The organism is Enterobacter sp. SCRI0065 (genome assembly GCF_059766475.1).
In genome coordinates this window covers 202,008-214,855 of sequence record NZ_JCBAJB010000006.1, presented here as the reverse complement: position 1 = coordinate 214,855, position 12,848 = coordinate 202,008, and the positions used below count along the sequence as shown (strand labels likewise).

At 56.7% G+C, this 12,848-nt stretch carries 14 protein-coding genes; 5 read left to right on the top strand and 9 right to left on the bottom strand.

Going from position 1 to position 12,848, the window contains the following annotated elements; all coding sequences use genetic code 11:
- The first annotated feature begins 22 nt into the window (after window positions 1-22).
- Window positions 23-1,927, top strand: coding sequence for an ABC transporter ATP-binding protein (locus AC6EMZ_RS16910; RefSeq protein WP_498403864.1), 1,905 nt, complete (start codon window positions 23-25; stop codon window positions 1,925-1,927).
- 15 nt (window positions 1,928-1,942) lie between these two features.
- On the top strand, window positions 1,943-2,881 hold the full coding sequence (locus tag AC6EMZ_RS16905; protein ID WP_498403863.1) for a LysR family transcriptional regulator: 939 nt from the start codon (window positions 1,943-1,945) through the stop codon (window positions 2,879-2,881).
- On the opposite strand, the gene mdcH is transcribed toward AC6EMZ_RS16905, so the two are convergent.
- The 8 genes from mdcH to mdcA form a co-directional block, all read right to left on the bottom strand.
- Window positions 2,871-3,767 carry a malonate decarboxylase subunit epsilon gene (gene mdcH, locus AC6EMZ_RS16900; RefSeq protein ID WP_498403861.1) on the bottom strand — a complete coding sequence of 299 codons (897 nt, stop codon included), beginning with the start codon at window positions 3,765-3,767 and terminating at the stop codon, window positions 2,871-2,873. The genes AC6EMZ_RS16905 and mdcH overlap by 11 nt on opposite strands.
- Window positions 3,767-4,384 (bottom strand): malonate decarboxylase holo-ACP synthase, encoded by a 618-nt coding sequence (locus tag AC6EMZ_RS16895; RefSeq protein ID WP_498403859.1) that lies wholly within the window; start codon window positions 4,382-4,384, stop codon window positions 3,767-3,769. Before AC6EMZ_RS16895 ends, mdcH begins: the two co-directional genes overlap by 1 nt.
- Window positions 4,385-4,386: 2 nt before the next feature.
- Window positions 4,387-5,346 carry an AEC family transporter gene (locus tag AC6EMZ_RS16890; RefSeq protein ID WP_498403857.1) on the bottom strand — a complete coding sequence of 320 codons (960 nt, stop codon included), beginning with the start codon at window positions 5,344-5,346 and terminating at the stop codon, window positions 4,387-4,389.
- 130 nt (window positions 5,347-5,476) lie between these two features.
- The gene (mdcE, locus tag AC6EMZ_RS16885; RefSeq protein WP_498403981.1) at window positions 5,477-6,277 is read right to left on the bottom strand and encodes a biotin-independent malonate decarboxylase subunit gamma; all 801 of its coding nucleotides are present in this window, start codon (window positions 6,275-6,277) and stop codon (window positions 5,477-5,479) included.
- The gene (locus AC6EMZ_RS16880; RefSeq protein WP_498403855.1) at window positions 6,277-7,110 is read right to left on the bottom strand and encodes a biotin-independent malonate decarboxylase subunit beta; all 834 of its coding nucleotides are present in this window, start codon (window positions 7,108-7,110) and stop codon (window positions 6,277-6,279) included. Before AC6EMZ_RS16880 ends, mdcE begins: the two co-directional genes overlap by 1 nt.
- On the bottom strand, window positions 7,103-7,402 hold the full coding sequence (mdcC, locus tag AC6EMZ_RS16875) for a malonate decarboxylase acyl carrier protein (protein ID WP_498403853.1): 300 nt from the start codon (window positions 7,400-7,402) through the stop codon (window positions 7,103-7,105). The genes AC6EMZ_RS16880 and mdcC overlap by 8 nt, the downstream gene beginning before the upstream one ends.
- A 9-nt stretch (window positions 7,403-7,411) precedes the next feature.
- Window positions 7,412-8,269, bottom strand: coding sequence for a triphosphoribosyl-dephospho-CoA synthase (locus AC6EMZ_RS16870; protein WP_498403851.1), 858 nt, complete (start codon window positions 8,267-8,269; stop codon window positions 7,412-7,414).
- Entirely contained in the window at window positions 8,269-9,924 is a 1,656-nt protein-coding gene (mdcA, locus tag AC6EMZ_RS16865) for a malonate decarboxylase subunit alpha (RefSeq protein WP_498403849.1), read from the bottom strand. The genes AC6EMZ_RS16870 and mdcA overlap by 1 nt, the downstream gene beginning before the upstream one ends.
- A gap of 229 nt (window positions 9,925-10,153) precedes the next feature.
- Here mdcA and AC6EMZ_RS16860 point away from each other — a divergent pair, with 229 nt between their 5' ends.
- From AC6EMZ_RS16860 to AC6EMZ_RS16850, 3 genes are read left to right on the top strand one after another with little or no spacing between them, the layout of a single operon-like run.
- Complete coding sequence (locus AC6EMZ_RS16860; RefSeq protein ID WP_498403848.1) at window positions 10,154-11,176, top strand: hydrolase; 1,023 nt, start codon at window positions 10,154-10,156, stop codon at window positions 11,174-11,176.
- Window positions 11,173-11,391: a YheU family protein gene (locus AC6EMZ_RS16855; RefSeq protein ID WP_059180263.1), complete on the top strand. Its 219-nt coding sequence runs from the start codon at window positions 11,173-11,175 to the stop codon at window positions 11,389-11,391. The genes AC6EMZ_RS16860 and AC6EMZ_RS16855 overlap by 4 nt, the downstream gene beginning before the upstream one ends.
- 30 nt (window positions 11,392-11,421) lie before the next feature.
- A complete protein-coding gene (locus tag AC6EMZ_RS16850; RefSeq protein WP_498403847.1) occupies window positions 11,422-12,291 on the top strand; it encodes a phosphoribulokinase in 870 nt (289 codons plus the stop codon).
- A 46-nt stretch (window positions 12,292-12,337) separates the two neighbouring features.
- Here the strand turns inward: AC6EMZ_RS16850 and AC6EMZ_RS16845 are convergent, their stop codons facing one another.
- A complete protein-coding gene (locus tag AC6EMZ_RS16845) occupies window positions 12,338-12,742 on the bottom strand; it encodes an OsmC family protein (protein ID WP_498403979.1) in 405 nt (134 codons plus the stop codon).
- Window positions 12,743-12,848: the final 106 nt, after the last annotated feature.

Genomic DNA, 12,848 nt, shown 5'->3' with positions numbered 1-12,848 from the left:
TAGTCGGAACACACGGCGCTCTATGATTGTTTTCTCCTCCTTACAAATTCGACGCGGCGTGCGGGTCCTGCTGGACAACGCGACAGCCACCATTAATCCAGGTCAGAAAGTCGGCCTGGTCGGCAAAAACGGCTGCGGCAAATCAACTCTGCTATCGCTGCTTAAAAATGAGATGAGCGCTGATGCCGGTAGCTTCACCTATCCGGGTAACTGGCAGTTGGCCTGGGTCAACCAGGAAACGCCCGCGCTGACCGTTCCGGCACTCGACTATGTCATTGATGGCGATCGCGAATACCGCAGGCTAGAAGCCGAACTGAACGCCGCAAACGAGCGCAATGACGGTCACGCCATCGCCACCGTTCACGGTAAGCTCGACGCCATCGACGCGTGGACCATTCGCTCGCGCGCTTCCAGCCTGCTGCACGGTCTGGGCTTTAGTAATGAACAGCTGGAACGCCCGGTCAGCGACTTCTCGGGCGGCTGGCGTATGCGCCTTAACCTGGCACAGGCGCTGGTGTGCCGTTCAGATTTACTGCTGCTCGATGAACCAACAAACCACCTCGATCTCGACGCGGTTATCTGGCTGGAAAAATGGCTGAAAAGCTATCAGGGCACCTTGATCCTGATTTCCCATGACCGCGACTTCCTCGATCCGGTGGTGGATAAAATTATCCATATCGAACAGGAATCACTGTTCGAATATACCGGCAACTACAGTTCTTTCGAACGTCAGCGCGCCACCCGACTTTCTCAGCAACAGGCGATGTACGAAAGCCAGCAGCAGCGCGTGGCGCATCTGCAAAGCTTTGTCGAACGCTTCAAAGCAAAGGCCTCAAAAGCCAAGCAGGCGCAGAGCCGCGTGAAGATGCTGGAACGCATGGAGATGATTGCTCCTGCGCACGTGGACAACCCGTTCCACTTTAGCTTCCGTCAGCCCGAAAGCCTGCCGAACCCGCTGTTGAAGATGGAAAAGGTCAGCGCGGGCTACGGCGATCGAATCATTCTGGATTCCATTAAACTCAATCTGGTACCGGGTTCCCGCATCGGTCTACTTGGGCGCAACGGTGCCGGTAAATCCACGCTAATCAAACTGCTGGCGGGTGAGCTTAATCCGGTAAGTGGTGATATCGGTCTGGCAAAGGGCATTAAGCTTGGCTACTTCGCCCAGCATCAGCTGGAATTTTTACGCGCAGATGAATCGCCTATTCAGCACATGGCGCGACTTGCTCCGCAGGAGATGGAGCAGAAGCTACGCGACTATCTCGGCGGCTTTGGCTTCCAGGGCGATAAAGTAACGGAAAACACCGAGCGCTTCTCCGGTGGTGAAAAAGCGCGTCTGGTCCTGGCATTGATCGTCTGGCAGCGTCCAAACCTGCTGCTGCTTGATGAACCCACCAACCACCTGGATCTCGACATGCGTCAGGCGCTGACCGAAGCGTTGATCGAATTTGAAGGCGCACTGGTGGTGGTCTCTCACGATCGTCACCTGATCCGCTCGACGACCGACGATCTCTACCTGGTCCACGACGGCAAAGTCGAACCTTTCGACGGCGATCTGGAAGACTACCAGCAGTGGCTGACCGACGTGCAAAAGCAGGAAAACCAGCCCGCTGACGACGCACGAGATAACGCCAACAGTGCGCAATCACGTAAAGATCAGAAGCGTCGCGAAGCGGAACTGCGCACCCAAACACAGCCTTTGCGTAAAGAAATTACCCGTCTCGAAAAAGAGATGGAGAAGTTCCAGAATCAGTTGGCCACCGTTGAAGAGAAGCTCGGCGACAGCGAGCTTTACGACCAGACGCGCAAAGCCGAACTGACCGAGTGTCTGCAAATTCAGGCAAAAGCCAAATCGGGTCTTGAGGATTGCGAAATGGCCTGGCTTGACGCGCAGGAACAGCTGGAAGAGATGCTGCAAAGCGATTAACGCACCGGGAGGGTTATGAGTATCGACATCACCAGCGAAATCACTTTTCGCAAGCTCAGCATATTCATGACCTTCATGGACAAGGGCAATATCGCGCGCACCGCCGAGGCATTAGGCCTTAGCGGTGTGAGCGTGCATCGCGCCCTGCACACGCTGGAAGAAAACGTCCGCTGCCCGCTGTTCACCCATAAGGGCCGCAATCTGATTGCATTGCCCTCCGCCTGGACGCTGCTGGAATATTGCCAGGAAGTGATGCAGGTGATGGATCGCGGTCTGGATGAGGCGCGTAAAATCGCCGGTATCGGGCAGGGGCGCTTGCGTGTCGGTACGCTCTACTCGCTAACGATGGAAACGGTGCCGCGTCTGATTATGGGCATGAAGCTGCGTCGACCGGATCTGGAAATGGATCTGACGATGGGCTCCAACGAAACCCTGCTACACCTGCTGGATGAAGGTTCGCTGGACGCGATTCTGATTTCCATCTCCGAGAGCGATATCGATCGCAATAGCCTTGAAGTTTTACCGCTGTTCCATGACGACATCTTTCTTGCCGCCCCCGCCTCGGCCAAGCTCAACAGCGGCGGCCTGGCCGATTTGCGCGACTACAGAGATCAGAAGTTTGTCTCCCTGGCGGAAGGATTTGCCACCTACGCAGGCTTTCAGGAGGCGTTCCATATCGCAGGTTTCGAGCCTGAAATTGTGACGCGAGTGAATGATATTTTCTCGATGCTAAGCCTGGTCCAGGCGGGCGTCGGCTTTACGCTGATGCCGGGCAGAATGAAAAAGGTTTACGAAAACTCCGTGCAGTTACTGAAGCTGGCGCAGCCGTATCAAATGCAGCAGTTGATCGCCATCGTCTTTGCCCGTAACCGCGAGCAGGATCCGAGCCTGCGCGCACTGGCCGCCGAGGGGCGGATGTATGCCCGCAGCCTGGAGCAAAACATTACGCCTTAAGGCGCTTCGCCAGATGTACCGCCACGTCCACTCCACTGCGTTCCAGTGAAATCGATTCACCTTCCCATGCGGCCTGTCGCGTCAGACACGTCAACACCCCGCCGGGTGGCATCTCTATCGCCAGCCGCGCTTCGCGCTCGTTGGCGGAAATCACCGCCTCCTGCCAGCGCACTGTGCGCGCCATGTTCATTGCCAAATCATCGGCAATTTTTTCCGGCTGCCATAAAACGCGTCCGGTGCTGCCGCTGAGATACGCGCAGCGTGGGCGAGAGAGCGTGACGTGGCTAAACGCCTCAGCCAGCTTTTGCGCCGGTTGTGCCAGCAGCTCGCAGTGCGACGGCACGCTGACGGTTAATCTGCGCGCTTTGCTTGCCCCTCTTTCCAGCGCCCGCGTCGCCACCTGCGCCATACTCTCGTCAGTCCCGGCGATCACTATTTGCGTTTCAGCATTGAGATTCGCAACGTAGGTGCCAGTGCCTGCAATCAGGTTTTCAACCTGCGTCAGCGTCAGCCCCATGATTGCCGTCAGGCCGTAGCCGTGCGGATAGGCCTGCTCCATGAGATCACCACGTAGAGCAACCAAGCTGAGTGCATCGGTAAAATCCAGCGCCCCGGCTATGACAGCCGCGGGATATGCGCCGATGGACAGCCCGCTGACGATATCCGGCGAAACACCACGCCGCACAAGCTCACGCGCCCAGGCCACCCCGGCAATTAACAGTGAGAGCTGTACCGCGCGGGTATGCTGTAAAGATTCAGGTGAATCCAGCAGATCGACTTCTGCACCAAGCACTTCTCGCGCCAACGCCATCTCCGTTCCCGGCAGATCGTTCAGCATGCCTGCATGCTGCGTCCCCTGTCCTGGAAAGGTAAACAGAATTTTCATTACGCCTCCCTGTACCACGGGTCGGCCACCAGACGCGGCCCACGGCTCGTTTTCAGTAATGTTTTCCCGTCGCGTAGCCACTCTGCCAGTGCGAACCCCCCTTCTGGCGTCTCGACCTGCGTATCGGCGCGGCACAGCGCGCTACCAAGCTGAGACTGCCAGAGGTTAAAGGCGTCAGGTAAAAGCGGCTGCGGGGCGCGAATCACCAGGTCGAGATCGCTATCGGCATGGATAACCGGAATACCGGTCGCCAGGGCATAGCCCGTGCTTCCGGTCACTCCCCACCCCCACGGCCACGCCTGCTGGGCAAGCTGTAGCGCCACCTGAACCGGCGGCTGGGTGATAAAGGGTGAGCGCAGCAGATCGGCCAGTAGGTGAAGATCTTCAGGGGAAACCACCCGCGTCATGTTCGCGGCATTCACCCACCCCGCCGCACGCTGGTCGCGACGAAGGCCACGCACGCCGACGGGGATACGCCCTGTACTATCAACATCACGCCGCACCACCACCGGCAGGCCGGTATGCCACGCGCTATCTACCCAAGATTCAGTAATATCTTCCAGCGCGTCGCGTGCGTTGAGCCAGATAAGATCGTGTGGGCGTAATGTTGTGGTCATGATTACATTCCTGAAGTCAGCGAGATAAACAGCGGTAGCGACAGGATACACAGGACCGAGCTTAACAGCAGCACCGCTTCTGCATCAGGCGACTGCACGCCAAAACGGTTGCCAAAGACCACACCGAAGAAACCCGCAGACAGCGCAATCATCAGGATCGCGGTAATCGCCACGGAGCCGTGCAGACCGAAAATCAGCACAATACCCCATGCGATCGCAGGCTGGATCAGCAGCTTGGTGATCGTGGCGCTGATGACCATGGTGTTGATCTGTAGCTTACGGGCCGACAGAATCACGCCGGTCAGGAACAGCGCGGCCGCCGTCGCCGCCAGACCCAGCGGTTTAATAGCCGCCAGCACCAGCTCCGGCATTTTGATGCCGATGGCAGACAGAATCACACCCAACAGCGGGCCCATCACAATCGGTTTTTTAATCGAACGCCACATCAGTACCGGCAGCATCGCCAGCGTAGAGCCACTGTTCCCGCCCTCTGCACGCGCTTTTTCACGTTCCAGAATCAGCAGGCAGAACGGGGTCATCAGCACAGAACCACAGGCAATAGACACCGCCACGGAAAGTGACGTCGCAGAGCCTTCACCCAACACGCTGCCCAGAATGGGCAAACCGAGCGCCGCATAGTTTGGCAGCGCGACGGTCAGCGTCAGTACCGCCGCATCCTGCGGTGATTTCTTAAAGACCTTAGTCGCGGTGAAGTAAATAGCGGCGTAGGTAACCCACATCGCCAGCGTCAGCACCAGAATCAGCGGCGACTGCGCCACAATCCCTGACCACGCCGTTTGTACCGTCGCGCTAAACAAGGCGGCGGGCAGTGCAAAATCCATCACGAAAATATTAAGCAGGGAAACATTTTTGTTATCGACCATCTTTGCTTTACCGGCCCAGAATCCCAGCAGCATGATGATAAAAATCGGTGCAAGAGCATGAACAATTACGTAAGTCATAAATCACCTGTATTAAATATAAAAAAACGTTTAGCACTGGCGCGATGATTATTATTTTTCAGGATGCACATTCCCGCGTGGGCGCAGCGATTGCGCCCACGGGGATATCCATCTGGCAGGTCTTTTTTATTTACCAGCTTGCTCGCATGCGTTCGCGAACGAGAGCAGAGCTGCGGCGGTTGTCAGCACCGAGGCGACTTTTGAGTGTGGTGTCCTGACGTGCGTCGTGGATGGCTTGTTGCAGTGTGGTTTCCACCTGCGCCAAATCGTTGGCGGATGGGGCATCAGGATTGCTGATATCCAGCAGGTTTTCGAGCAGCCCCAGCGTGGCATAGTTGCTGATGTCGTAGGCCATTGGCGGGATCGTTGCCGCCAGTTTTTCCAGCGCCTCGACGGTACGCAGGGTGATGCGCGCGGCGGATTCTTTGCCCATCGCATGAATCAATACGCCCTTATCGTTGAAGGCAATCAGACGGTTGGCCTGATAACCGTGCGCCAGAAACGCACCGGACATGGCTTTGCCGACGATAAGCCCAATCACCGGATGCCCCGCCAGACGCGCGTTGGCATACGCCGCTGCTGCACCGGCCAACGCCTGATGAATACCAAACGCTTCTTCACGGCGACCGTACGCCTGGCTTGGCACATCAATGACCGCCACAATCGGGCGCTTCACGGCTTTATCGGCATCGGCGGCAACGGTTTCACTCACGACTTTCGCGAGCGTCCAGCCTTCAAGCAGCCCTACTTCGCCCTGCGCGGCGCGCGGGAAGTGGTTGTTGGCATCGGGTACCACGGCGATAAAACGCACCGTTTCACCGTTGATTGCGCCATCTGCGGCCTGCACTGACGGGCATAAACCTTCAAGACGTTTTGCATGAGGGGCAAGGGTGTCGAGCCATAATTCCCCACGGCTAACTGAGCGAGTCATCATTTCACCTCCCGGGCAAAAAGCGCGTGAATTTGTTCGGTATCAGCCTGTTTGCGCGTGTCGAAATTCGACAAACGATCCAGATACCAGTCGTAGTTATCGGTGCGATGTTTAGCCGGAACGCCTTTCGCAATCGCGTCATTCATGGCTTGTTTCACCGCATTCACGCCGTCACCGACCAGCGCATCCACCAGTCCGCTCTGAGCGCGAATCTCGCCCCCGGTCATGCTCCAGATAAACGGACGGTCGCGGGAGTCGTACTCTTCAATTCCCGCTTCCTGTTCGATAACCTGCGGGCCGTTCAGACCGAGGCGCGCTTCGCGGGTGACAATCAAATAGCTGCACAATGCGGCGGCAATAGACATCCCGCCGAAGCAGCCCACGGTTCCCGCCACAATGCCGACCACAGGGGTGTAACGGCGCAGGTCAACAATCGCAGCATGAATATCAGCAATCGCCGCCAGACCGAGGTTCGCTTCCTGTAAACGCACGCCGCCGGTTTCGAGGCACAACACCGCCTGAGTCGGGATGCCGTTGCGGTTATCTTCTGCTGCCAGCTCCAGCGCGGCCGCCATTTTGGCACCGGACACTTCGCCCATGCTGCCACCCTGGAATGCCCCTTCAATGGCGACAACCACCGCCGGTTGACCGTTGATGGTGCCTTTGGCAACCACCATGCCGTCATCCGCCTGCGGCACGATACCTTGCGCCGCCAGCCACGGAGAGGTGATGCCTTCAAACGGGTCCAGCAATTCGCGATAGCTGCCGTCGTCCAGCAGCGCGTGGGCACGTTGACGCGCTTTTAATTCGATAAAACTGCGATCATCACGCATAGCTCACCTCTTCAAATACCTGTTCGATACGAATGCGCGCCACACCGGGCGTTGCGCCAAAATCGTGGATCGTCAGCGTACCGGCAGGCAGGCTGCTCACGGTTTGCAGACGATTGAACAGCGCTTCCCAGCGGCTACGGCTGTTGTCGACAGAAGTGGTGATTTCGATAGTTAACGTCTGGCTCTGGTCGGCGGTGAATAACACCTCCATATCACCGGAACCGACGACCCCTGCCAGCGCTTTACCGCTTAACGTGCGGCTGGCGGGCAGAGTTAATGTGATTTTTTCCATAACATCCTCTTAATGCTGTGAATAAGGCGTGTCGATGCGGTCAAGGAAAAGCGTGGCAGCGAGCAAATCAGCGGCACCGCCGGGCGACGCATTGAGTGCCAGCATCTGGCGATCGAGCGCTGCCAATGCCCGCTGCCCGTCAGGGTGAGCGCAACCGCCAGCGTCGAGTACGGCACGAGCGCCGTCCTGCATGGCGTCCAGCCCTTCCATCCCGGCGCGAGACAGCACGCAGGTGTCGGTGAGCGAGGTCATAATGGCCATCAGCGCGTCGAGCCGGCAGTGCGCTTCACTGCTGCCGTTTAACCGGCTCAAGCGAAGCTGCGGCAATGCCCGCTGTAAAATGTGCGGAAACGCCTGTTGAGCTTCTTCGCGCGCACCGGGAACACGATAGCGATGAGTGGCACGAAGCCCTTTACTGAACACTTTCGGTGCCGCATCGTCGGGCAGCGTGGCAAGCTGAGCGGCGATTTTAGCCACCGCGTCGGCTTTGGCTTCACCGCCCAGCATGGCCACCGCGCTCACCAGCAATCCCAGCGCCCAAATCGCGCCGCGATGCGTGTTCACACCCTGGGTGGCCGCCATCATCTGCTGCTCGCCCTCGCGACCGAGTCGCCCTACGGTTTGTCTGAGGGCAATATCTGCCGGACGCTGCCAGCTTTGCTGCGCCAGCGCCTGGAAAGTGGGGGTCAGGCTGTGCGCGGAACACTCCATTAACGCGAGCGTGAGATCGTGATGCGCACCGTTCCCCCGACTGTCCACCAGACCGGGTTTCGGGCTTAATCGTGCTTCGTCAATCAGACACTGCGTGGCGGTTCGCGCCAGCCATTCGGCACCGCCTTCAACCTGAATCTGGGGCAGAAGTTTCATTACCAGCTCCGGAATTTCGCAGGTGGGTTATAAAGACCGCCAGACCAGTCCACCAGATCCGACACGCTACCGGCTGCCAGCAGAGAACGCGTGGCGTCAGTGCGGCGAATACCCATATCTTCCGGGTACACGACTTTGCCGCTTTGACGCAGCGCCGCGACGCGTTTGGCGTCAACGCCCAGGCCGATATCGGTGATACCCGCAACCGCCGCAACCATCGCACGGCGTTCTTCCAGGCTTTCGGCACGATAGAGGTAAGCGATACCCTCTTCAGTTAATACGTGGGTAACGTCATCGCCGTAAATCATGACCGGCGCCAGCGGCATCCCGGAGGATTTCGCTACTTCAACGGCATCCAGTTTTTCGACGAAGGTCGGTTTCACGCCCGCCTGGAAGGTTTCAACCATCTGTACCACCAGCTTTTTACCGCGCTGCATCGGGTCTGGTTCGGTTTTCATGTTCAGCCAAGCCGGGGTCGCATGACGACGACCGTGCGGATCGTGGCCCATATTTGGCGCACCGCCGAAACCAGACAGACGACCGCGTGTGACGGTAGAAGAGTTGGCATCACCGTCCACCTGAAGCGTGGAGCCGATAAACATGTCTACCGCGTACTGGCCTGCCAGTTGGCAGAACGCGCGGTTAGATCGCATCGAGCCGTCGGCACCGGTAAAGAACACATCCGGACGGGCGCGGATGTACTCTTCCATCCCCAGCTCACCGCCGAAGCAGTGCACGCTTTCCACCCAGCCGCTTTCAATCGCCGGGATCAGCGTCGGATGCGGGTTCAGGGTCCAGTGCTTACAGATTTTGCCTTTCAGGCCAAGCTGTTCGCCGTAGGTGGGCAGCAGCAGCTCGATGGCGGCGGTGTTAAAACCGATGCCGTGGTTAAGAGACTGCACCTGATGTTCCGCGTAGATGCCTTTAATCGCCATCATCGCCATCAGGATATGTTCTTGCTTGATCAGACGCGGGTCGCGGGTGAACAGCGGTTCGATAAAGAACGGCTTGTCTGCGACCACCACGTAGTCAATCCAGGAGCCGGGGATATCCACACGCGGCAGGTCACATTCGTCGTCGACCAGCTCATTTACCTGCGCGATGACGATCCCGTCATGGAATGCGGCGGCCTCCACCAGCGCAGGGGTGTCTTCGGTGCTGGCACCGGTGTACAGGTTGCCTTTGCGGTCGGCCTTAAAGCCAGCAATCAGCGCCACGTTCGGCGAGAGGTCAACGTACAGACGGGAATAGAGTTCGATGTAGGTGTGGATAGCGCCGATTTCGAGTTGACCGTCTTCCAGCAGCTGCGAGATGCGCAGGCTTTGCGTGCCGGAGAAAGAGAAATCAAGCTTGCGGGCGATGCCCTTTTCAAAGATATCAAGATGTTCGCTACGACCGACGCTCGGCATAATCATATGCAGGTCGTGAACGATTTGCGGATTCACTTCGGCCAGCATGCGAGAAAGAAAATCTGCCTGTTTCTGGTTGTTACCTTCCAGCACGACTTTGTCGCCTGGGGCGATCAGTTTTTCCAGCATGGCGACAAGATCGCCGGTTGGCAGGACCTTGCCTTGCACCGGGACAGAAGCCAGACGGCGCGCTTTCTCAGTGCGTCGCGTGTTCCAGACCCGGGTGGGTGTTTGCCCAGATAACATTATTAACCTCCTGATTCAGCACATCATTTTGATTTGCTTAACGCTGAGTAAAGTGTGCGCTCTGGTGAGAAAGGCATCAATTAAGCGTAGAGGTGAATCATTAGCCTGAGAGTAACAATCGTTGTAAAACTTTGTGATCAAGATCAGTTCACGTTTCGGAAAAACAGGCTAAACGGGGTACACTTCGGCAGGTATAGTAGAAACTGATAAGAATTGACATCACAACGTTATGACTCAAATTATCCCGTCGGACTTCGACATCGCGTGTGAACAGAGCGCTGAATTTATTCCCATGCGCGGCGTGGCGAATCCGCATCTGCAAACCATGCTGCCACGATTACTTCGTCGCAAACTGCAATTTACACCGCACTGGCAGCGCCTTGATCTGCCGGATGACGACTTTGTGGATCTCGCCTGGAGCGAAGATCCCGAACAAGCCAAACACAAGCCGCGCCTGGTGGTCTTTCATGGCCTGGAAGGCAGCCTGCACAGCCCGTATGCGCATGGTTTGATCCATGCGGCAAAAGCACGCGGCTGGCTGGGTGTGGTGATGCATTTTCGCGGATGCAGCGGTGAACCTAACCGCCAGAAGCGTATTTACCATTCGGGTGAAACCGAAGATGGCACCTGGTTCCTGCACTGGTTAGCGCAGACCTATGGCCCTGCACCGACCGCAGCGGTAGGGTATTCATTGGGCGGCAACATGCTCGCCTGCCTGCTGGCAAAAGAAATCGACAACGTTCCGCTGGATGCAGCGGTGATCGTCTCGGCACCCTTTATGCTCGAACAGTGCAGCTACCATATGGAAAAAGGCTTTTCACGGGTCTATCAGCGCTATCTGCTCAATCTCCTGAAAGCCAACGCCGCCCGTAAGCTCAAAGCCTATCCGGATACGCTGCCGATCAGTCTGCAACAGCTAAAACGCATGCGCCGTCTGCGCGAGTTTGACGATTTGATCACGTCGAAGATCCACGGCTTTGCCGATGCGCTAGACTATTACCGTCAGTGCAGCGCCATGCCGCTGCTGAATCAGATAACCAAGCCGACGCTGATTATTCATGCGAAAGACGATCCCTTTATGGATCATCACTCCATTCCGGCACCGGAGCATCTGCCCGCTAACGTGCAGTATCAGCTCACCGAACATGGCGGTCACGTTGGCTTTATCGGCGGCACATTAACACGCCCTAAAATGTGGCTGGAAGCGCGCATCCCCGACTGGTTAACCCCCTTTCTGGAAAAAATACGATGATGATTCCCTGGCAGGATCTGGCTCCCGAAACGCTGGATAGCCTGATCGAAAGCTTTGTATTACGCGAAGGCACAGATTATGGTGAACATGAACGTTCGCTTGAACAAAAGGTCGCCGATGTGAAACGGCAGCTACAAAACGGCGAGGTGTTGCTGGTGTGGTCTGAACTGCACGAAACGGTCAACATCATGCCCCGCAATCAGTTTCGCGGTTGATTGCTTCATCTTTCCAGTCAGGGAGTTGCTATGTCCGCCAGACATCCGGTTATTGCCGTTACGGGATCGAGTGGTGCGGGAACCACCACCACCAGCCTCGCTTTTCGTAAGATTTTCGCTCAGCTCAATTTACGGGCGGCAGAAGTCGAAGGCGACAGCTTTCATCGTTTTACCCGCCCTGAAATGGACATGGCCATTCGCAAGGCCCGCGATTTAGGCAAGCACATCAGTTATTTTGGCCCCGATGCCAACGACTTTGGTCTGCTGGAACAAACCTTCGCGGAATATGGGTTAACCGGAACAGGGCAGTCACGCAAATATCTGCACACCTACGATGAAGCCGTGCCGTGGAATCAGGTTCCTGGCACGTTTACGCCGTGGCAGCCGCTGCCGGAACCGACCGACGTGCTGTTCTATGAAGGGCTACACGGCGGCGTGGTGACGCCCCATCAGGACGTAGCGCGGCACGTGGATTTGCTGGTCGGCGTGGTGCCAATTGTGAATCTCGAGTGGATCCAAAAGCTCACGCGCGACACCAGCGAGCGCGGCCATTCCCGCGAGGCGGTGATGGATTCGGTCGTGCGTTCTATGGAAGATTACATCAACTTTCTGACCCCACAGTTCTCGCGCACGCATATCAACTTCCAGCGCGTTCCAACGGTTGATACCTCCAACCCGTTTGCGGCCAAAACGATTCCGTCACTGGACGAGAGCTTTGTGGTGATTCATTTCCGCAATCTGGAAGATATCGATTACCCGTGGCTGCTGGCGATGCTGCAAGGCTCGTTTATTTCACACATTAATACGCTGGTGGTACCTGGCGGGAAGATGGGTCTGGCGATGGAGTTAATCATGATGCCGCTGGTACAGCGACTGATGGAAGGCAAGCAGATCGCATAACGTTTTATGCCCGGCGGCGCTGTGGACAGCGCCACCGGGCGTATTTTTACGCCTCGATCACTTCATACGAATGCGTAATCTTCACCGCTTTTTCCAGCATCAGTGCTACGGAGCAGTATTTTTCCGCAGACAAATCCACCGCACGTGACACCGCTGCATCTTTTAGCTCTTTACCAGTCACAATGAAATGCAAATTAATATGCGTAAACAGACGCGGCGCTTCTTCGCGGCGCTCTGATGTCAACTTAACTTCACAGTCAGTCACCGCAAGACGGCCTTTTTGTAAAATAGACACCACGTCGATCGCGCTGCATCCGCCAGCGGCCATTAACACCACTTCCATCGGGCTAGGGGCTTTATCACCGGAGTTACCGTCCATCAAAATTTGGTGTCCTGAAGCGGATTCGCCGAGGAACGTTAAACCTTCAACCCATTTCACGCGCGCTTGCATTTTATTCACTCCGAAGTTGCATTTTTTCGTACAGATTAGGTGTGCGTGACAATTCTCTCATTGGAAGGCGACCTGCATCATGCTGAAGCGAGACACCAGGAGACAC